Raw genomic sequence first — 22,020 nt, forward strand, 5'->3', positions numbered from 1 at the left:
TATTAGCATGTGATAAAATAGTATTTGTTTTTATTTGCCGATACGGATAATTTTGTAATATAACACAAGATCATTAATTAGAGGGTGATTTTGTCGAAGGATAAAGATACTGAAAACGAGCGAATGATCAACAAGAAATAGAATACGATAAAAACTGTTTGAATGATAGATTCGGGGCTATACAAAGGAGTTGACTTTTTATAAATTTTCTTTTAATTATGAGATTACGATTGATACCATACCATTACCTTCTACTAATACTCTTTTGTATTAGCCCTACTTTTTGTCTATCACAACAATCTGTGTTTGTCGGCCGGCATAGGGCATTGTCTGTAAAGGGAACAGCCTTGACCGATTCGCACGGCGATACCGTTGTATTAAAAGGTGTCAGTTTAGGGTGGCACAATTGGTGGCCACGTTTTTATAATGAAAAAACAATTGATTGGTTAGTAGATGATTTTCAGGTAAATGTGGTTAGAGCCGCAGTTGGTGTTGGGGTAAAAGGAGGTTATCACGATGATCCGGAACAGGCTTTCCGGTGTCTTTACAATGTTGTTGATGCTGCGATCAAAAATGATGTTTACGTAATAGTAGATTGGCATAGTCATGGCATTTATACTGACGATGCTAAAGAGTTCTTTACGAAGGTAGCGACCCGTTATCATGGATATTCTAATATCATATATGAAATCTTTAATGAACCTGTAGATCAGCCTTGGACTGAAATTAAAGCGTATTCGGAAGAAGTTATCAGTGCTATTCGCAGTATTGATAAGAATAACCTGATATTAGTCGGAACTCCCCATTGGGATCAGGATGTGGATATTGCGGCAGACGATCCTATTATTGGCTACGACAATATAATGTACACTCTGCATTTTTATGCAGCTACTCATAAACAGGAACTACGGAAAAAAGCTGACTATGCTCTGTCTAAAGGTTTACCTCTATTTGTGTCGGAATGTGCAGGGATGGAAGCTTCCGGTGATGGAAAGGTAGATATCAGGGAATGGCAACGTTGGCAGGATTGGATGTCAGCCCGGAAAATAAGCTGGGCTGTATGGTCAATCGCTGATAAGAATGAGAGTTGCTCAATGATAGTATCTCCTGCATCACCTGCATCTGACTGGCTTGAGTCTGATTTGAAGGAATGGGGACGGATAACGAGAACTACACTACGTAATAAATAGAAATATATCAATAAGAGAAACTAATATGAACGAACTATTTAACAGACGCTTGGCGGCAGTTACTGCTGAATATGAGGATTTGGTAAAACGTAAGAATGAGCCTGTATTGCCCGGAAACGGAATATTTGAGAGATATAAATATCCGGTACTTACAGCAGCGCATGCACCCGTATTTTGGAGATATGATATGTCTCCCGAAACTAATCCGTATTTTATGGAGAGGTTTGGTATCAACGGAACATTTAATGCAGGAGCTATTAAATGGCAGGGAAAATACCTGATGGTTGTACGTGTAGAAGGAAACGACCGTAAATCATTTTTTGCGATAGCCGAAAGTCCCAATGGCATAGATAATTTCAAATTCTGGGACTATCCGATAACTATTCCCGAAACAGAAAATCCTGACGTCAATGTGTATGATATGCGCCTTACGGCTCATGAAGATGGTTGGGTGTATGGTGTTTTCTGTTCGGAACGAAAAGATCCTGATGCACCGGCAGGAGATCTTTCTTCGGCAACCGCAGCGGCAGGTATTGTGCGCAGTAAGGATTTGAAGAGTTGGGAAAGATTGCCCGATTTGATTTCAAAGAGCCAACAACGCAATGTAGTTCTTCATCCCGAATTTGTAAATGGTAAGTATGCTCTTTATACCCGCCCTCAAGACGGCTTTATCGATGCCGGTAGCGGTGGTGGTATTGGTTGGGCATTAGTAGATGATATTACCAAGGCCGAAGTAAAAGAAGAAAGTATAATTAACTCACGCTATTACCATACAATAAAGGAACTGAAAAACGGTGAAGGGCCTCACCCGATTAAGACTTCTAAAGGGTGGTTGCATTTGGCGCATGGTGTACGTGGCTGTGCTGCCGGTCTGAGATATGTACTGTATCTGTATGTTACAGATCTGGAAAATCCCGGAAAGCTTATAGCTGAGCCTGCCGGACATGCACTCGCTCCGATAGGCGATGAAAGGGTAGGTGACGTTTCGAATGTATTATTTACCAATGGATGGATTGCCGACGAAGATGGTACTGTATACATTTACTATGCTTCATGCGATACTCGTATGCATGTAGCAGTATCTTCGGTAGACCGTCTTTTAGATTATTGTTTCAATACAGCGCCGGACGGATACCGTTCAGCAACCTCTGTTCAGACATTGAACGCTTTGATAACAAAGAATCTTGAGATAATGAAGTAAAAGCTTCATTTATCGGAATGAATATATGATATAACAGGTTTTAAGCCTTGGTAATCAGAGTAAGTTAGGTGAGTTCCGGCTTTCGGAATACGACAGCCGGAACTATTTTAAAACAGTACTATGGATAATTATCAGGATTTAAATTAGGTAAAGAGATATGGTTTCGGAAATATGGCTCGTCTGTATTCCGAAGCCTTATGTTCGTTTTATACATAAACCTGAATCAAACAAAAGTTGAAGAATATAAATAAAAAATATAATGGCGACATCAAAAAATATAAAAGCTGAGGCTCTGTCTATTCTTGCAAATATGACTTTGGCTGAAAAAGTAGGGCAGATGGCTCAGATATCCATAGATATGGTTTGTAAAGGAGTGGATACGCCTCCGACGAGTACCATAGAACTGGATATGGACAAGCTTCGCGATGCGATTGTAAAATATCATGTAGGTTCGATCTTAAACTCACCGAATACTCGAGCCCGTTCTACGGGTTGGTGGAATAATGCGGTTGAGGCTATGCAAAAGGTAGCAATGGAGGAGACGCGTGTGAAAATTCCTATTATATACGGGCTTGACCAAATACATGGAGCGACTTATACTGCTGGAGCAACCATGTTCCCTCAGGAGATTGCTCTGGCTGCATCTTTCAATCCTTCGCATGCCCGTAAGATGGGTGAAATTACGGCTTATGAGACCCGTGCAAGTAATGTTCCGTGGAATTTTTCGCCTGTACTTGATTTGGGTAGCGATCCACGTTTTCCGCGTCAGTATGAGGGATTTGGAGAAGACCCCTATGTAGGATCTGTTTTCGGTAGCGAGTTGATTAAAGGGTACGAGGGCGATGATAATGATATTGCTAACCCCAATAAGTTAGCTGCATGTATGAAACATTTCTTAGGCTATTCGGTTCCATATAGTGGCAAAGACCGTACTCCGGCATTTATCCCGATGACGACATTGCTCGAATACCATGTCCCTGCATTTCAGGCAGCTGTAGATGCCGGTGTGCATACCGTAATGATAAATTCGGGTATTATTAATAACGAGCCTGTACATGCCAGCTATGATTTGCTGACTAAACTTTTACGAGAGGAAATGGGTTTCGAAGGCATGATAGTGACCGATTGGGAAGACATCAATAAACTATATAATCGCGACCGTCTGGCTATCAATATTAAGGAAGCCATTAAATTAGGAATCAATGCAGGTATCGACATGTCGATGATTCCTTTCGACTATGTGGAGTTCTGTACATTATTGGTCGAATTGGTGAATGAAGGACAGGTATCGATGGATCGTATCGATGATGCGGTAACATGTATTCTTGTTGTGAAGTTGAAACTGGATCTTTTTAATACACCTAATACTTATGCAAAAGATTATCCTCAATTCGGCTCGAAAGAATTCAGACAGGCATCGTATGATGCAGCTGCGGATGCTATCACTTTATTGAAAAATGAAGATAATATTCTACCACTCAAGAAAAATGCTAAGATTTTGTTGGCAGGGCCAAACGTTGTAAGTAAACGTGCTTTGAACGGGGGATGGACATTCTCGTGGCAAGGAGAAAAGATAGAAGAGTTTGCATCGGAATATCATAATATACTGACAGCTATGCAGGCTAAGTTCGGGAAAGAAAATATCGTATATGTTCCCGGAGTAAGCTACTCAGATGCGACAGAGTATGCAACCGAACATCCGGATTGTTTCGATGAGGCTGTTGCTGCGGCTAAAGATGTCGACTATGTAGTTCTTTGCTTGGGCGAAAATTCGTATTGCGAAAAACCCGGTGATTTGGACGACTTGTATCTGAATGATTTACAAACCGATTTGGCAAAAGAAATACTGAAAACAGGCAAAAAAGTTATCCTTGTATTGAGTGAAGGCCGTCCGCGTGTAATATCTAAGATATCACCTAAAATGGATGCTATTGTGCAGACTTATTTGCCAGGACTGTTTGGTGCGGATGCTTTGGCAGATATCTTGGCAGGGGAAGTTAATCCATCGGGAAAATTACCTTATACGTATCCCGAATATCCTAACTCTTTGGTTCCGTATTATCATAAACGTGCCGATGAGCAGGAAAATACCGATAGTGCCTATAACTACAAAGGCGATTATAACTATGAATACCCATTCGGTTATGGATTGAGTTATACTAATTTTGAATATTCTAACGCTAAAATAAATGCAACCGAACAGACATTAAAATCTGATGCAGAGATTATTTTGACAGTTGATGTGACAAATAAAGGTAATGTTGAAGGAAAAGAAATCGTTCAGTTATATTCATCGGATTTGTACGCATCTTTGATTCCGGACGTGAAACGCCTAAGACGTTTTGAGAAAATAAACCTGAAAGCAGGAGAGACCAAAACAGTAGAATTCCGGTTGACTCAAAATGACTTGTCGTTCATCAATATGGATAATAAACGGATTGTAGAGCCGGGAGATTTTGAATTCCAGATCGGAGCTTCGTCTGCGGATATAAAATCAACAATTTTGTTTACTATAAAATAAGGTTCCGTACCTTTTTACAATTATTTAAGTAACAATAAGTATTTAATGACATATTTTCGGAGTATAACCGATTATTGTTGTTTTACTTACCAAACCAATAAAAAAGGTCTGAGACCTTGATAGAGAAATGAAGAAATATATTTTTTTACTTTCATTAGCAGGCATCGGGTTGATGTCTTGTAAATCAGGAGGAAAACAAGAAACAGCGTATCAAAAGATGCCTATCGATTCGAGTGCTACAGTCGAAACAGTTCAATTGTACAATACCCTTTTTGCTAATATGGAAAAAGGAACTATGGTAGGGCATCAGGATGCTCTGGCTTATGGACATGATTGGTATAAGGAAGAAGGCCGATCTGATGTAAAAGATGTAACAGGAGACTATCCGGCTTTGATCGGTTGGGAGTTGGGACATGTCGAAATAGGAGCAGACTTCAATCTCGACTCGGTTTACTTCTCTGATATGAAACGATATATCAAAGAAACATATAAACGCGGAGGCATTACTACGGCCAGTTGGCATGGAGATAATATTGTAACAGGAAACACATCATGGGATTGTGCTCAGGATTCGGTAGTGCGTACTATCCTTCCTAATGGTTCGAACCATGACAAATATTTGACTTGGTTGGATAGGGTTGCCGATTTCTTTCTGGATTTAAAGGATGATGAGGGAAAAGCTATCCCGGTAGTTTTCCGTATGTATCACGAGCATACCGGGAGCTGGTTCTGGTGGGGGGCAAAACAATGTACACCCGAAGAATACAAAGATTTGTGGAGAATGACAGTCGATTATTTGAAAGATAAGAAGAACGTACATAACTTATTATACTCTTATTCTCCTTCCGAAACAGATAACGAAGCACATTTTCTGGAACGTTATCCGGGAGATAACTATGTTGATATTATAGGTTACGATTGCTATGTGCCCGGTAAAGATTCTACAGCTTTGACAACCTACAAAGAAGCTATGGACAGAAACCTGAATATTGTAACATCGTATGCTGCAAAATCGGGAAAATTACCGACAATAGGAGAGACCGGTATGGAAAGTATTACCGACCCTACTTATTTTACTGAAGCAGTATATCCTGCTTTGCAAAAATATAAGGTAGCTTGGGTGCTTTTCTGGCGGAATGCATGGGAGGCTGATAAGAGAGAACACTTCTATGTGCCATTTGCCGGACATCCTTCTGCCGAAGATTTCAAGACGTTTGTAGCGAATGACAGCATCTTAATGAATAAAGATATTGTAAATCTGAAACCAACACAGAAATAAAGAATTTATATTTAGCCTTAAGTTCACAGAACTATTTATTGTCTATCCAAGTATAGCTATTACTATTAGTTATAACTTTTAAACATGTCATTAAATACTATCTTTTACTTATTTTGACTAAAAGCCAATGAAAAACAGAAAATTACTAGTAACTTTCATATGTATCGGTATACATATGGGCTTAAATGCCCAGGTAATTCATGTAGATGATGCAGGTAAAGAAAAATCGGGAGTAAAAGTAGCCGGACAATCGTTTCATAATGCTGATATCAAGCTAAAAGCGATTCCTGTAAATCAGGTACGGCTTCGGAATAGTTTATTCAAAGAGCGTTACGATCTGAACAGGAAATACCTCATAAGTCTCGATAGTGATAAGCTGTTGCAGAATTTCTATTTTGAGGCTGCTATCTCGAAAGGAGATCATCCGATGGTAACATCCGAAAAAAACTACGATGATTTCTATTGGGGTTGGGATACTCCGTCTAATCAGTTACGAGGTCATTTTCTGGGGCATTGGCTCTCTGCGGCGGCTTATGCTTATGCGGCAACTAATGATTTGGAACTAAAGACGAAAGCTGATTTGATCGTTAATGAATTGGCACTCTGTCAGGAAAATAACGGAGGAGAATGGGCTGCATCTATACCCGAGAAATATTTTGATCTGATGGCTAAAGGTAAGAATATCTGGTCGCCACAATATACTGTACATAAGACCATGATGGGATTATATGATATGTATACTATAGGTGGCAATGAGCAGGCCTTGGTTGTACTTGACAAGTTTAGCGACTGGTTTTATCGGTGGACAGGAAAACTGATAGACGAGGGTAATGCCGGTGCTATATACAGGGGTGAAGCTAGCGGTATGTTTGAGTTGTGGGGCGATCTTTATGGTTTGACTAAAAACTCGAAATATCTCGATTTGATGGAGCGTTACGGTAGTCCGGGGCTGTTTCAGATGTTGCAGGATGGTAAAGATGCATTATCCAATGATCATGCTAATGCCAGTATTCCGTGGTCACACGGAGCGGCAAAAGCCTATGAAGTGACCGGAAATAATTATTGGAAAGATATTACTCTTGCTTTTTGGCGAAATGCGGTTCTAGAGCGCGAGTCATTTTGTACAGGAGGACAGAATGCTGGTGAATTCTGGATCGCTCCCGGGCAGCTGAAGAATTTTTTATGTGGAACCAATCAGGAGCATTGTACTGTATATAATATGATCAGGACAGCCGATTACCTTTTCCGCTGGACAGGGAAACCCGAATATGCCGACTACATCGAACGTAATATTTATAATGGAATTCTGGCTCAACAGCATCCGCATACCGGAATGATTGCCTATTTTCTTCCGATGGCAGCCGGACAGACCAAAGGAGGAGAAAGAGGATGGGGAACCCCTACAATGGATTTCTGGTGTTGTCATGGTTCTCTCGTACAGGCACAAACACGGTATCAGGCATACATATACTTCGAAAATCCGGATGGTATAGTCGTAAGCCAGTATATTCCGTCCGATCTCAATTGGAAAAAAGATGATATATCGGTGAAATTGTCTCAGGATTTTAAGACGAACCAATTCAGTAAAGAATATGCAGCGAACCGCTGGAATATCGAATTTAAAGTAGAGGCAGATGCTCCTGTTCAGTTTGCACTCCAGTTGCGTTTACCCTGGTGGTTGAAAGAAAAAGCAATAATAAAAGTAAATGGTATACAAGAACCCGTAAATATTACCAACGGAATGTTTAGTATCAACCGTACATGGCATAAGGATGAGATTAGTGTGGAGTTTCCGACACGTATATACACAGAAGCATTACCTGATACTAAAAATGTAGTGGCTTATATGGAAGGGCCTATTGTTTTAGCCGGAATAGCTGACTCTGATGTAACGTTAAAAGGAGATATCGCTAAACCCGAAAGTATTCTTTCGCCCGAATACGAGCAGGAATATAAGCTGGTTCGTTGGAAGCAAAGCCATTACCGGACAATAAATCAGGCTAAGAATATAAAGTTTATGCCTCTATATGAAGTGGCTGATGAGCATTATACAATCTATTTTCCTGTAGAAAAGTAATTGTTCTAAGTAAAGTCAAAAAAAATAAGCTTCCCGTATTATGAAGGAAGCTTATTGATCGAAACCTAAATGAAGTGAATGGTTTGAACATGTAAATAGAATTAAATAAACATAGATTTAACCATCTGCGTTTATTTTTAGGGATTACTTTTCAAACATAGGATTTCTTTTTCGAAAAGAATATAATGGAAATGTAATCTTTTTCTAAATTATCATTACCATATTGCTTTGATAAATAGATAAAAAAGACTCCCTGTTTTTGGAGATAACCAAAAGCCGGGAGTCTTTTTTTATTGTAAATCACTTATTTCAGAGTGAATTTTACTTTAGATTTGATATCCGTTGCAGATGCTCCGATTACTGCATCGAAATCTCCGTTTTCGGCTACCCAATCGTGTTTATCGGCATCGAAGAAACTTAATGCTGATTTGTCGATAGTGAATGTAACCTCTTTTTCTTCACCTGGTTTAAGGTTTACTTTTTCGAAACCTTTCAACTCTTTAAGAGGGCGGGGGAGTGACGATTGCAAATCGCTGATATATAGTTGAACGATTTCGGCTCCTTCTCTATTTCCTGTATTTTTTACTTTAACAGAGAAAGATATTTTGTCATTTAACCCTAATTCTTTTTTGTTAGCAGTTACTTTTCCATACTCAAAGGTAGTATAGCTGAGACCGTGTCCGAAACTGAATAGTGGCTTGATGTTTTCCTTATCAGTCCAGCGATAGCCTACAAATATGCTTTCTTTGTAAGTGGCTTCCTTGTCTACACCCGGATAAGCATGTAGCTTATGGGCACCGTTATCATCCAGTTTCACAGGAAAAGTAAATGGAAGTTTACCCGATGGGTTTGCATCTCCTACAAGTATTGAAGCCAAGGCTGTTCCGGATTCAGTTCCGTTATACCATGTCTGGATGATAGAAGGTACTTCTTTGACCCATGGCATAGCTATTGCGTTTCCTGAAATATTTATAACTACCAGATTCTTGTTTGCTTTCGCCAATTCGGTAATTACTTTATCCTGAGCGTATGGTAAACCCAATGATTCGCGGTCTACACCTTCGCAATCCTGACCTTCGCTTTTGTTTAAACCTCCGATAAATAGAACAATATCGGCTTCTTTGGCTAATTTAACAGCTTCAGCGATCAGTTCGGCTTCCGAACGGGCATCATGAAGGTCTCTCTTCAATTTTACACCGTTGTACTCACTTGTCGGGTCACCTACATAGCCACGGGCATAGATAATTTCCGCTTGCTTAGCCATACGGTTCATTATCCCGTCCAACGGAGCTATTTCATATTTAGCTTTTAGAGAAGAACTACCCCCTCCAACTGTCATCGGCTTTATTGCATTTTCGCCTACTACAAGTATTTTCTTGGTCTTATTCAGATCGATAGGAAGTGTATTGTTGTCATTTTTCAAGAGAACGATTCCTTCTTCTGCTATTTTACGTCCGGCAGCGGCATGTTCGGCTGTACCGAATGATCCCCATGGACGTTTTGTGTTCATTGTTGTGCGGAAAGCAAGACGAAGTATATTGCGTACTTTTTTGTTTACTTCTTCTTCTTTTACTTCACCCGATTGAAGAAGCTTTAAGAATGGTTTTGCCAGATAATAGTTATCATAAGCATTACTTGCTCCTTCGCTAAGACCGTTTGTCCATGAACCAAACTCCATATCCAGACCGTTGTAAATAGACTGCATGGTATTGTTTACACCACCCCAGTCTGATACTACTACTCCGTCAAATTTCCATTCTCCACGAAGAATATCATTCAATAAATATTGGTTGTGGCAAGCCCATTCGCCTTTGTAGCGGTTATAGGCTCCCATGATAGCCCAGGCATTACCTTCCTGAACGGCTGCTTTGAATGCCGGAAGATATATCTCGTATAGTGCGCGGTCATCTACGTTTACATTTACCGTGTGGCGGTCTACCTCCTGATTATTCAATGCGAAATGTTTTACACAAGCGGCTACTCCGTTTGCCTGTACACCTTGTATGTAAGGAACTACCATTTTGGAGGCAAGGAAAGGGTCTTCGCCCATATATTCGAAGTTACGACCGTTCAGAGGAGTACGGTAAATATTTACACCGGGACCCAATAGTATATTTTTGTTACGGTAACGGGCTTCTTCTCCGATAACCTTTCCGTATAGTGCCGACATGTCTTTATTCCATGTGGCAGCTAATGCTGTAAGTGCAGGAAAAGCGATACATGAGTCGTTAGTCCAACCGGCCTGTTCCCATTCGTCCCATAGAACTTCGGGGCGGATACCGTGAGGACCATCGGTAGCCCAGTTTTCGGGTATACCCAAGCGGGGAACACCTGCAGAGCTAAATTTAGATTGTGCATGACACATTGCCACTTTCTCTTCCAGAGTCATTCTCGACAAAGCGTCTTCTACCCGTTCTTCTATCGGTTTACTTTCATCCAGATATACAGGCAAGGCATTTTGCCCGACTGCATTCATCGTGAAGGAACCAATAAAAAGAAAGCAGAGCAGCATTTTTACTTGATTCAACATAATTATAGGGGATTAAATAATTATATAAGGCATCAATGCCTCTTTTATAGTTAAAGTAAGAGTAAATAAGGTATTGCTCGAATATTTACTCTTACCGGTTAGTTATAGTTTAAGAACAAAAATAATACAAATTCTACTTTCTTAGCCTATCTTATTTCCAAATACATGAAATAACAGAGCTTGCAGGTACATTATAATTGAAAGCTTTATCGCCTAATTCTACCGTTATCGCCTGATTCTCTTTGGTATCGTTCAACAAAACAATAGAATAAGTTTTATCCGGATTTTCGAAAGTGCTGTAGTGTATTCCTTTTACGGTTTCGCCTTCCGATTTGATTCGGTAGCTGCCTGGTTTGATAACTTTAGATAGATGAGCCATGGTATAATAGTGGCTGTTCTTATCCATTGTTTTGTAATCATTAGAATCTATGGTAATGCATCCCAGACAGATGTTACAACCTCCGGGACGGTCGGGGCCGTGTTTATCATCCAGCATATAATTCCACATGATAATGGCTTTGTTGAAGTTATTGATAGTACCTATGCAAACTTCGCGCATGTTCCACATCAGGTCTTTACCGAATGAATATCCGTCACCCCAAAGTCCGATAGACATTTCGGTGAAGTATAGGTTTTTATCAGGACGGGTATTGTGGATGGTTTGTAACTCTTCTTTTTCGCCTCCGTAAGCATGGTATGCTGCTCCATCGATATATTTGGCTGCATTTTCGTCTTCGTATATTTTCAAAGGATATTGACCCTGATCGTGATTTTCTGCTTTGTCATTATCATAGTTGTAGTTGTGATCGTATACTATGATCTTTGTTTTGATACCTGCTTTTTCGAATTGTGGACCTAGCGCATCCCTCACGAAATCGCGTTGCTCCTGCCAAGTCATATACAATGACATAGAGTTACCTCTATTTAAAGGTTCGTTTTGAACTGTTACGGCATCTATTTTGAATCCTTCTTGTTCCATTGCCTGAATGTATTTTACAAAATAGGTGGCGTAATCCTGATAATATTTAGGATTAAGTTGCCCGCTGGTCCAGGAGTCGAAAGGTTTCAGGTCTTTCAGGTTATTTACTTTCATCCATTTGGGACAAGACCATGGAGATGCCATTATCTTAACATCGGGATTAATTGCTTTGATCTCCTTTAGAATAGGAAACAGGTCGCGTTTATCGTCTTCGTGTATAGCGAAATTTTCCAATCCGGGTTTATCGCAATAGGTGTATTCATCCAAAGAGAAGTCGGAGGCTCCAAGTGAGATACGAATGTAGCTGTAGCCATATCCTTCTTTAGTACCGAATGTTTCTTTCAATAAGGCAGTTCTGTCTTCAGGTGCCATCTTGAGCAGGTTATAGCAACTTGAGCCTGTTATAGCTGCACCAAAGCCTTCCATCTCCTGATACTTTTCTTCAGGATGAAGTGTTATTATATTAGTTGCAGCTTCTATGCCTGATCTTGCAACTAACAGAACTGAGTCTTTTTGCATGGTTATTGTCTTATCTGCTGTTGTTGTATATATTTCTACATACGATTTTTCGGTACAGGCAAATAAGATCGAACAGCACATGGCTGCCATAATAATTTTTTTCATGAGAGTTTTTTTATCTAAGGTCTCAGACCTTTTATTGTTTACTAAATAGCGTTGCTATCGTTTTGTGGACCAAAGGTGTTCTATGTAAACGCCTACTGCTGTTTTATTTAAGAAGAGGGGGTTTTTGGCAGACTCCCTCCCCTTGAATATCTGTATTATTTCAATATAAATGATGCTATAGCAGCTGTAGGAATGTTATAAATAACTCGTTTTCCGGTTTCCTGATCTTTAATTGTCAAGTTAAGGCTGTTACCCGATTCGTTAACGATTATAACACCTTTGCTTCCGTCAGGATTCAGGAACGCTGTAGCAGTTGCTCCTTCAGGGAATGTTCCGGTATAAGATGTGCCGATCATTTTGGCTCCGGTACGGGCAACCTTGCTGAAATGGCTTAATATATAATATTCGAGTTCTTTCTTCACATCGTTATCATCTATAGTGACAATTCCACGGCAATCTTCACAGAAGACTCCTCCGGGAGTAACTGGACCATGTTGTGAATTCAAAGCGATATTGAACATCATAAAATTGCTCGATCCGTTTTGAATACAGGGAACAAGAAAATCTGAGACATAATAAAACATAGTTTCCATTTCGGTACCTGTATTCCAGCCACCTCCCGACAGTTCGGTTTCGTAAATACTCTTAGTCGGGAATGCTGCCTTTACAGCATTGATAGCCGATGGTGTACCTGCATATCCGTGAAATGCTGTACCATCTATATACGGATTAGCCACAGCGTCATTCAGTACATTGATAGCATATTGGTATATGTCGAAATTATGATCGAGGATAAGTATTTTAGAGGTAATACCTGCTGCTTTAAATTTCGGCCCGATGTATTTACCTATAATTTCGGCTTGCTCCTGCCATGTCATTTTCATCGAGGGGTGTACTCCCGATTCGAAATCAGCTTCGTTTTGAAGGGTAATTGCATCGATCGTAATTCCTTCTCCTTTCATTGCCTGAATGAATTTTACGAAGTAAGTGGCATAGTCATCATATACTTCAGGTCCTTTCAAAGTCCCGTTGTTTAGTTTACCCGAGCTTTTCATCCAAGCGGGGGGAGACCAAGGGCTGGCCATTAATTTGATATTGGGATTGATTGCCAGTATTTCTTTCAATACAGGTAGAAGATCGCGTTTATCTATTGCAGGTATAGCGAAATTTTCAATTCCTTCTTTGTCGCAATAGGTATATAAGTCCATAGAGAAATCGGATGCACCTATTGCAATACGGATACTTTCGAGTCCGGCTCCCGTTTTCGGATCAAAAAGATCTTTCAGTACTTGTGTTCTTGCTTCTGCCGTCATTTGCATTAGCAAGTATGCGGACGAACCTGTCAGAGTACCACCGAAACCATCAATAGTCTGGTATTTTACTGACGGATCGATACGTACCGTAACGTCGGTATAGTCGTTAGAATAATCGATAGCCAGTTCTTTGTCTAAATACACTTTAGATTGTGTAGTGAGCCACATTCTAACAGCATTATTCTCTGTCGGATTTTGCTGCTGATCTTCTTCCCCGAATCCTGAGTCGGTATTGTAATCGATACAGGACACGGCTAGAAGAAGTGAAAATATAGGAATTAAATATTTTTTCATAAGGTATTTTTTCTTTGGTATCTCTCTGTTTTCTGTATCAAAGACAGAGAGATTGATTTTGTATGAGTTAACTCTTAAGGCAATGTTACGCTTTCGGCAGTAACTACTTTGGTTGCCAAATTAATAGTTATACGGTAGTTGCCAGATGCTGCACCTTCGGCTGCATACCAGTTTCCATCATTTTTACCCAGATCAACATCTCTGGCAATAATAGAAGGCATTGTGAAATCCGAAGATTTCTTTTCATTGGCCCAGTCTCTGTTATCGAATGGTTTGAAGTTAGCTTTCGTTGCATCGAAGTATACTACCGCCTGATATACATCGGCTGATACTTTGCGGAAAACAATAGCCTGCAGCGGAGCATTGAAGTCCCATGAAGTATGTGCTTCCGGTTTAACTTTCGATGGATAACCCAGTCCTTCACCCGCTGCCAGTAGAACATTAGGATATGCTCTGTCGGACGGGTCTACTATCATTACTTTACGGGTTTCGCTATAGTATAAGTCATAGCTGCCTGCATCACCAATGAATTTCACTTTATCATCGGCTGTACGTTCGAAATAATTCAGGTCATATACTATGTCTGTGCTTGTGAGGTCGTCAAACAGATTTACTTCCTGATTTTTTTCGAAAGAACGCGATAGTTTCTTGAATGCTTCGTTGCTTGCTGTTACATCACCGAAGTTGTCTAATACCAAGTCATTAGGGTTTAGTGTACTTCCGTTCAGAGTGGTTTCGAACATATAGTTATCGAAAACGATACTTGTGATATAATCCACATCGGTACTGGTAGTTGTAATATAATCGCCTGTTTCGTCTACTAACTGAATAGTTCCACCTTTATTACCCCAAACATGGCCTGTGAAATCGATCTGGTTGTCCGATGTAATTTTCTGGGCAATACGGTAACGGATACTGTTGGCCTTAATCATTACATCAGCCGATTTGTATATATCCGATTTTGTTCCCTGAGGAGTCAAAGGATATACTTCGCCACTGTCGAGTACAAGGTATAATGTGTTGTAATAGGTTCTTTTGCCGGTTACACCTGTAATGCTTCCGGTAGTTTTGTCTCCTTCCACATTAATAAGGGTTAACATCACTTCTATATTAGCATCCTCGGGCAGTTCGCTGGTATATGTCACCTTGAATTTGGATGATACTTCTGCGCTATTTCCTGCTGTACGGATTGTTTGTTGTGCAACAAGTACATCATTCACAACCATTTTCATTTCCAATGTGGAAAGAGGCGTTTTAGGGTCCGAGACTTTAGCTGTTATCGTAACAGAATCTCCGTACGCAAATGTCGAAGGATTTATTGAAGCTGTCTCGATAACCGGAGTCGAGTGAGGGAATACAGTCCGCGAGTCTTCATCTTCACACGAAGTGAACAAGAGTGCCCCGGCGCAAAGTCCCCATATAATATTTTTATATATAGATTTCATATATTCTGACTGTTTAAGATTTTGTATTTATTTAGTAGCCCGGATTTTGGGTAAGGTTAGCATTCAGGTCCAGTTCACTTTGAGGTATTGGCCAGATTAATTTTTCATCTGAAATTCTGGATGCAAATTCACTCTGGTGATCGGTACATGATTGCATTACTTGTTTAAAACGGTTTCTACGCTTCAGATCCATCCATCTTTTACCTTCGAAAGCAAATTCGAAACGGTTTTCGTTTTCGATAGCCAGTCTCATATTGTCTTTTGACGTTGCTGTTGTATTAGCTAATTCGGCACGGGCTCTTACCTTGTTAATCTGGTTTTTGGCTTCATTGAGGTTACCCAGTTCGTTCTCAGCTTCTGCTAATAACAGGATAGCTTCGGGCAAGCGGAACAGAACAATATTTCCGGCTTCTTGTGATCTTAATTTATAGCAATACGGATATTTATTCGATGGCCAGTATTTGTCAGTCCATTTTCCGGTTACGTCGCCAAACATGATCGAAGCATCTCTGCGGACAACGTCGCCGGCAGATGTGAAGGCTTTATATAAATCCTGACTTGGAGTATTGAATTTCTTCCAGTCGATGCCGTAGAACATCTGTGCAGCCCAGTTTCCTAACGTAGTCCAACTATTGTAGTCTACTTCGAAAATAGATTCCTTACTGTGCTCATTAACAAGGTTTACGCTAGGCAGTACTCCATTTGATGGAGTTTCGGCAACAGCAAACAGATCGTTGTAATTATCAAGCATACCATATCGGGTATCCTGAACAACTGCCTGAGAGTACTGTTTTACTTTGTTCCAGTCGGTATTAGAGAATCCGTCTTTGGTTGCATATACCTGAGCTAATATTAAGCGAACGAATGCTTTACTGATTTTGAACTTATTGGTCGAATAATCGGTAACATTAGCTTCTGAATATTCGAGGTCACTTACGATCTGAGTATAAATGTTTTCGACTGTTTCTTTTTCAGGATACAGTAATGGATATATCTCATCGATATTACCAAGACTGATTTCGGGAATGTATTGTGTGATCAAAGGTACATCTCCGTATATTCTTACAAGGTAAAAATAACAGATGGCTCTCATAAAGTGAGCTTCACCGCTGATCTCGTTTCTGCGTTGTTCTGTTAAGGCAGAATCTTTGATCTTAGGTATCCATTCGATTATAGTATTGGCTTTCGATATATGAGAATACAGGTACCCCCAGTCTCTCTTAACACTACCGTTCGATGCAGAGATACGAAGTTCGTCGATCTGCATAGTCTGATCTTTAGGTTCTCCGGCATAGGCATTATCAGCTTGAGCATCATTCATTATGTACAAGTCGAGTTGCCAGAATTCATTTGCAAAATCTCCGTAAGCACCTGTCAGAAGTTGTTCCATTTGACTAGCTGTGGTATACTCGGTTGCATTGTCTTTGCCACCCGATCCCCAGTTTTCGTTGGTTAATTCTGAGTCGGGGGATTCATCAAGGAAACTGCTGCATGAGCTGAGTGCCAGACATGCCATAGTTCCGCATAGTAGATGTTTTATATTGTATTTCATTGTGATTCGTTTTTTAGAATGATACATTAAGACCGAAAATAAATGAACGAGATTGTGGATAAGTACCATAGTCGATACCTAATTGAGCTGCACTGGCATTAGAGTCTACCCAGCTAAGTTCGGGATCGTAACCTCTGTATTTAGTCAGTGTGAATAAGTTATTGACTGTTCCGTATACATTCAGTTTAGATAATTTCAGTTTATTGATGATCTTTTGGTCGAATGTGTATGCTAACGTCAAAGATTTCAGACGGATAAATGAACCGTCTTCAACAAAGCGTGTAGAGTTTAACGAGTTAGTTAATACTCCGGCTCTCGGAACATCGGTTATCATTCCCGGACGTACCCATCTGTTCAGAACTGTAGTTGTTTGGTTTTTAGAGTCAAACATTCCTTCTGAGTCTATACGCGATGCGTTGAAAATATCATTACCGTACGATCCGTTGAAGAAAGCACTAAGAGTGAAATTCTTCCAAGAGAAATTGTGAGTGAATCCGAATGTGAAATCCGGTTGTGCATCACCGATAATAGTTCTGTCGGCCGAATCTATAACTCCGTTAGCATCTACACCTGCAACTCCATTGTTATTTAAGTCTTTGTAAATGATATTACCTGTTTCCGGATCAACACCTTGTGCTACATATCCGTAGAAAGAACCTAATGGAAGACCTTCTTTGATCATAATCACATCATCCCCGTTACTTTCGATATTGGCTGCAGTAAATTGCGGTGTAAGCCCCAGTTTAGTCAGTTTATTGCGGTTAAACGACATATTGATGCCGGCATCCCATTTAAATGTGCCTGTAAGGATCTGTCCGTTGATATTGAATTCGAAACCTTTGTTTACCATCTCTCCGTCATTTCTCATCGGTAGATCAACACCTACTGTAGAAGGTAACTTGATGTAAAGAAGCAAATCGGTGGTCTTTTTGTAATATACATCGAATTCTCCTGTTAATCTTGAGTTGAATAGAGTTAAGTCTATCCCTGCATTGTATTGGGTCGTAATTTCCCATTTCAGGTCACGGTTACCCAGTCTTCCCGGTTTTACTGCAGGACCTTCTCCTGTAGTTTCTTGCTTAACGATGGTATACTTATCATATAGGTCGTAGTCGCCGATACCGCCTTGGTTACCATTGCGTCCCCAACCGATTCTTAGTTTTGCATCATCTACAACGTTAGTTAGTGGTTCGAAGAATTTTTCGCTGGAAAAACGCCATCCGGCAGACATTGATGGAAAATATGCCCATTTGTCATATAATTTAGAAGAACCGTCGGCACGGAAGTTGAGTGTCGCTAAATAGCGGCTTTCAAAATCATATTGTACTCTGGCAAGGTACGACATCAATGAGTTACCTTCTTTTTTAGTAGTAGCACTGTTTATCTTGTTTGCCATATTCAATGTCATCGTTTTGAAAGTAGTACCTTTTACAAAGTCTTCTACCGACATATATGAGTTGGTATGTCTGTATCTTTGCATAGTGATACCTCCTAAAGCGCTGAAATTGTGCTTTCCGTCAAACTTCTTATTATATGATAATATATTTTCGCTTTGCCATGTAAGATAACTGTCGTCAGCATGTTCGCCGCGACCATTTGCCTGACGTCCATATTGCGTTTTGATCGGGTCGATAAATTTATCCCAACCATGGTCGGTATAGTCTACAGAGAAACGAGGTTTAAAGTGAAGTCCGTCTGCCAGAGTGAAATCCAGTTCAAGATTACCCATGAAACGGTATTCCTGGTTCTTATCGTATGTATTTGCCTGTGCAAAAGGATTTTCCCATGATGACTGGAAGGGGTTAGTGGCGTACTGTCCCGGATTAGCGGAATCCCAGATAGGCATAAAAGGAGGAGTGTTTATAATAGACATAATAACACCTCCACGTCCGGCGTTGGCATTGTCGGTAGCATCCATACGTGTATTGCGGGCAAAGCTCAGGTTGGAAGTTACTTTGAACCAAGGCTTAATATCTGATGACAGGTTGGTTCTGAATGAAAATCTGTCATAATTGGCAGGAGAGATAATACCTTCTTCTTTTTGGTATCCTCCTGATATATAGTAATTTGTTTTATCTGTACTTCCCGATAGAGAAACCTGATAGTTTTGTTGCATACCTGTTCCGTACATTTCTTTAGCCCAGTTGGTATAGTTATGGTTGGTACGGTCTACACTTATCCCTACTTCATCCATTAAATCATAATACTGCTTTGTGTTCAGGGTTTTGATCTGTTTGGTGACATTAGAGAATCCGACATACATCGATAAATCTACCTTAGTTCTTCCTTTCGAACCTTTTTTAGTAGAGATAAGTACGACACCGTTGGCTGCACGACTACCATAAATAGCAGCAGATGAGGCATCTTTCAGTATTTGCATAGTTTCTATATCGGAAGGCGATATATTTGTTATATCATTGGTGATAACTCCGTCTACAACATAGATAGGGTCGTTTCCTGCATTTAGAGAGGTAGCACCACGTACACGTACTTGTATACCTACACCCGGTTTACCGGATGGTTGTACGACCTGTACACCGGCGGCTTTCCCTTGTAGAGCTTGTTGTGCCGATATTATAGGACGGTCTGCCCAGTCGTCAGCCGAAACACTTGCTACAGATGTAGTCAGGTCGGCTTTACGTTGAGTACCATATCCGATCACAACAATTTCTTCCAGTTGTTTGGATGATTCTCTTAAAGTTACATTTACTACTGATGAATTAGCAGCTACTTCGGCTGTCTCATATCCCATATAGGTAAATACCAGAGTAGAGCTTGCGGGGATATTGTTTAATGCATACTTACCGTCTATGTCCGTCATTGTGGCATTGGTGGTTCCTTTCAGGCTAACCGAAACCCCGATAAGAGTTTCACCTGTAACAGCGTCCGTAACCGTACCTTCTACTCTTGTACCGTTTTGAGCAAAAGCGATAGCCGGAAGCAGCAAAGTAATAACAAGACAAATCTTGTACAAGAATTGTTTACTTTTACACTTCATGATTCTTTTAGATTTTAATGTGATTTTGTTTTTGATGTAATATTTCTTTGGTATAAGAAACATTAAAGACTAGTTGATTGTTAACAGATGTTCAAATTTTGAAATATCATTTCATGCTTTTCTGGTTTTGGTTTTAATGGGTTATTAGAATTTGGGCTCTTTAAAAAATCTTAATATTTCAAAATTATGGATATAGGTAGCTCTAACTTTTCTTTATACAAAAAAAGTAGTGATATGGAATCTATAAAATATTGATGTTTATAGATTTAGTGGTTTGTTGATAGAGCTAAAAAGTAGTGGGTTTGGATTGATTTAACCTATCTGTTTTTCTGGATAACCCCGATTTTCATCACCCAATCTTCGAATTCGTCTCTTGATACTGCAGCTTTGTTTCGTCCCTTTGTGCGGTAGTTGTATATAGTGCTGAGGGAATACCGTAAGAATCCGGCGATCTTAACACTGTCGGTAATACCTAAACGAATAAGGGCGAAAATACGTAGCTCGGTGTTTAGCTGTTCTCCGGGCTTTAATTGTATTTGCTCTTCCTTGATAAGCAGCGAATTGAAATCTTCAACAAAGGTAGGATAGAGGCTGATAAATATGTTGTCAAATTTTTTATACAAATCTTCTAATTCATTATCAACAATTGTTGTTGATTTCAGCATCTTGAAAAGCTCGTCGAGCTGATTATTACTTGCTCTTTTGTTCAGAGCTTTGCGATAATCTTCCAATTTGGTTATATAAGCCGAACAAAGGTCGAAGAAGTGCGCTATGTATTCCTCTTTTATATGGTTGGACTCGGATAACTGAAAGTTGACATTATTTAATTGATTATTTGTTGCCGTTATATCTTCGTTGAGATTTATAAGTTTAACATTGGCACGGTATAATTCTTTCCTTATTCTGGATATTCGCCTCATCTGTACATATACATATACAACGGCGGCAATAAGGCATACTATAAATATACTGGTAAAAATGAGAAAGAGTTTTAGTTCGCTCTTCTGTTTATATTCTTTAGCCAGATAAGCAGTATTGATAATACTGAAAAACTCTGATATCTCGATCGTTCGGAAACGTACATTACAGAACACAGCATCTTCGATGGCGGCTTTTGTAAATTTATAGGCTTGGTCTATATTGCCTTCTTCGTAAAATGTTGATGCCAGGCTCTGAAGTGAGGCATTATCTTTGGTTGCATTCCGTATGTCGCAGATAGCAGAGATGGCATAATAATGTTTTTGTAATTCGTGGTCGCGTTTATTTTTATAAACGGTTCCTAACAGATAGGTAACCAGTCCATAGTCGGGATCTTCCGGAGATATTTTCTCAAGGAGTTTCAATAATCTGTTATTCGCTATTTCGAACTGTCCCTGATAAAGTATTTTTTCGGTATATGTTATCTGGTATTTTATTGATCCGGTATCTAATATCGCTAGCAATGAATCGCGAAATGCTTCATTTTTCTGGAAATAGGTGTGCCGGTTATTACTTTGTGCATAATGTCCGTAAAACTGGCTGTATGTTTCGAAATAAAGAGGTAAAAGATCTTTAGACAGCTTTTTGCGGTCGGTATTATCCAGTATACTTTTTGACTCTATGTACATCCCTGAGGCTGAGTATAAGAGAGATAACCGTAGGCTTGTTTCGTCGATCCTGTTTTTGTTGCCCGATTTTGCAGCTATAGTTTTATTCTTTTCTATATAGAGTATAGCCGAGTCTATCTGGTATTTCTGATATTCGTTTGATAATTTGATGTTTATATCGTATTCTTGATTATCAGGAAGATTTTGTGTGCCTAGAAGCTGTTTCAGACTTTTAATCTTTAATTCTTTTTGCTCCATATATACCTGTTTGTTATTGATCTCTTTGTTCAACAGATTCAATACAGAGTCTTTCTCCATTTTCGATTGTGAGTATAAACTGGTACAACAAGTGAGTAGGATAAGCAAAAATTTATTCATAGCTGGTCGATTTACCTTCAGAGATTATTCAAAGTTAATCAAAAAAATAATTT

The 22,020-nt window shown here is 39.7% G+C and carries 12 protein-coding genes; 5 read left to right on the top strand and 7 right to left on the bottom strand.

Features of this window, described 5'->3' with window-relative positions:
• The first annotated feature begins 218 nt into the window (after positions 1–218).
• The 5 genes from BUC12_RS14100 to BUC12_RS14120 all read left to right on the top strand — a co-directional run bounded on the left by BUC12_RS14100 (position 219) and on the right by BUC12_RS14120 (position 8,268).
• A complete protein-coding gene (locus BUC12_RS14100; protein ID WP_082141895.1) occupies positions 219–1,190 on the top strand; it encodes a glycoside hydrolase family 5 protein in 972 nt (323 codons plus the stop codon).
• Between the two features lie 25 nt (positions 1,191–1,215).
• Positions 1,216–2,391 (top strand): glycoside hydrolase family 130 protein, encoded by a 1,176-nt coding sequence (locus tag BUC12_RS14105; protein WP_062178939.1) that lies wholly within the window; start codon positions 1,216–1,218, stop codon positions 2,389–2,391.
• A 259-nt stretch (positions 2,392–2,650) separates the two neighbouring features.
• Positions 2,651–4,912 carry a glycoside hydrolase family 3 N-terminal domain-containing protein gene (locus BUC12_RS14110; RefSeq protein WP_062178936.1) on the top strand — a complete coding sequence of 754 codons (2,262 nt, stop codon included), beginning with the start codon at positions 2,651–2,653 and terminating at the stop codon, positions 4,910–4,912.
• A gap of 127 nt (positions 4,913–5,039) precedes the next feature.
• On the top strand, positions 5,040–6,191 hold the full coding sequence (locus BUC12_RS14115) for a glycosyl hydrolase (protein WP_062178932.1): 1,152 nt from the start codon (positions 5,040–5,042) through the stop codon (positions 6,189–6,191).
• A gap of 127 nt (positions 6,192–6,318) precedes the next feature.
• Positions 6,319–8,268: a beta-L-arabinofuranosidase domain-containing protein gene (locus BUC12_RS14120; protein WP_201780488.1), complete on the top strand. Its 1,950-nt coding sequence runs from the start codon at positions 6,319–6,321 to the stop codon at positions 8,266–8,268.
• 304 nt (positions 8,269–8,572) lie between these two features.
• On the opposite strand, the gene BUC12_RS14125 is transcribed toward BUC12_RS14120, so the two are convergent.
• The 7 genes from BUC12_RS14125 to BUC12_RS14155 all read right to left on the bottom strand — a co-directional run bounded on the left by BUC12_RS14125 (position 8,573) and on the right by BUC12_RS14155 (position 21,967).
• Positions 8,573–10,744 (bottom strand): glycoside hydrolase family 3 C-terminal domain-containing protein, encoded by a 2,172-nt coding sequence (locus BUC12_RS14125; RefSeq protein WP_236689381.1) that lies wholly within the window; start codon positions 10,742–10,744, stop codon positions 8,573–8,575.
• 205 nt (positions 10,745–10,949) lie between these two features.
• Complete coding sequence (locus BUC12_RS14130; protein WP_062178927.1) at positions 10,950–12,401, bottom strand: glycoside hydrolase family 30 protein; 1,452 nt, start codon at positions 12,399–12,401, stop codon at positions 10,950–10,952.
• A gap of 155 nt (positions 12,402–12,556) precedes the next feature.
• The gene (locus tag BUC12_RS14135) at positions 12,557–14,008 is read right to left on the bottom strand and encodes a glycoside hydrolase family 30 protein (protein WP_062178924.1); all 1,452 of its coding nucleotides are present in this window, start codon (positions 14,006–14,008) and stop codon (positions 12,557–12,559) included.
• 74 nt (positions 14,009–14,082) lie between these two features.
• On the bottom strand, positions 14,083–15,453 hold the full coding sequence (locus tag BUC12_RS14140; protein ID WP_062178922.1) for a DUF5016 domain-containing protein: 1,371 nt from the start codon (positions 15,451–15,453) through the stop codon (positions 14,083–14,085).
• A 31-nt stretch (positions 15,454–15,484) separates the two neighbouring features.
• The gene (locus BUC12_RS14145; RefSeq protein WP_062178918.1) at positions 15,485–17,005 is read right to left on the bottom strand and encodes a RagB/SusD family nutrient uptake outer membrane protein; all 1,521 of its coding nucleotides are present in this window, start codon (positions 17,003–17,005) and stop codon (positions 15,485–15,487) included.
• A 13-nt stretch (positions 17,006–17,018) separates the two neighbouring features.
• Positions 17,019–20,003 carry a SusC/RagA family TonB-linked outer membrane protein gene (locus BUC12_RS14150; RefSeq protein ID WP_062179205.1) on the bottom strand — a complete coding sequence of 995 codons (2,985 nt, stop codon included), beginning with the start codon at positions 20,001–20,003 and terminating at the stop codon, positions 17,019–17,021.
• 317 nt (positions 20,004–20,320) lie between these two features.
• Positions 20,321–21,967, bottom strand: coding sequence for a DUF6377 domain-containing protein (locus BUC12_RS14155; protein WP_062178915.1), 1,647 nt, complete (start codon positions 21,965–21,967; stop codon positions 20,321–20,323).
• Positions 21,968–22,020 lie beyond the last annotated feature (53 nt).

Origin of the sequence: Indolivaga macrotermitis (assembly GCF_900128985.1) — a bacterium.
Classification (GTDB): Bacteria; Bacteroidota; Bacteroidia; order Bacteroidales; family Dysgonomonadaceae; genus Dysgonomonas_A; species Dysgonomonas_A macrotermitis.

What these genes read in the sequence shown, in the direction of transcription:
- BUC12_RS14150 (WP_062179205.1), bottom strand. Translation starts at nt 20,003, where the DNA reads ATGAAGTGTAAAAGTAAACAATTCTTGTACAAGATTTGTCTTGTTATT.
- BUC12_RS14125 (WP_236689381.1), bottom strand. Translation starts at nt 10,744, where the DNA reads ATGAATGCAGTCGGGCAAAATGCCTTGCCTGTATATCTGGATGAAAGT.
- BUC12_RS14115 (WP_062178932.1), top strand. Translation starts at nt 5,040, where the DNA reads ATGAAGAAATATATTTTTTTACTTTCATTAGCAGGCATCGGGTTGATG.
- BUC12_RS14110 (WP_062178936.1), top strand. Translation starts at nt 2,651, where the DNA reads ATGGCGACATCAAAAAATATAAAAGCTGAGGCTCTGTCTATTCTTGCA.
- BUC12_RS14100 (WP_082141895.1), top strand. Translation starts at nt 219, where the DNA reads ATGAGATTACGATTGATACCATACCATTACCTTCTACTAATACTCTTT.
- BUC12_RS14135 (WP_062178924.1), bottom strand. Translation starts at nt 14,008, where the DNA reads ATGAAAAAATATTTAATTCCTATATTTTCACTTCTTCTAGCCGTGTCC.
- BUC12_RS14130 (WP_062178927.1), bottom strand. Translation starts at nt 12,401, where the DNA reads ATGAAAAAAATTATTATGGCAGCCATGTGCTGTTCGATCTTATTTGCC.
- BUC12_RS14105 (WP_062178939.1), top strand. Translation starts at nt 1,216, where the DNA reads ATGAACGAACTATTTAACAGACGCTTGGCGGCAGTTACTGCTGAATAT.
- BUC12_RS14120 (WP_201780488.1), top strand. Translation starts at nt 6,319, where the DNA reads ATGAAAAACAGAAAATTACTAGTAACTTTCATATGTATCGGTATACAT.
- BUC12_RS14155 (WP_062178915.1), bottom strand. Translation starts at nt 21,967, where the DNA reads ATGAATAAATTTTTGCTTATCCTACTCACTTGTTGTACCAGTTTATAC.
- BUC12_RS14145 (WP_062178918.1), bottom strand. Translation starts at nt 17,005, where the DNA reads ATGAAATACAATATAAAACATCTACTATGCGGAACTATGGCATGTCTG.
- BUC12_RS14140 (WP_062178922.1), bottom strand. Translation starts at nt 15,453, where the DNA reads ATGAAATCTATATATAAAAATATTATATGGGGACTTTGCGCCGGGGCA.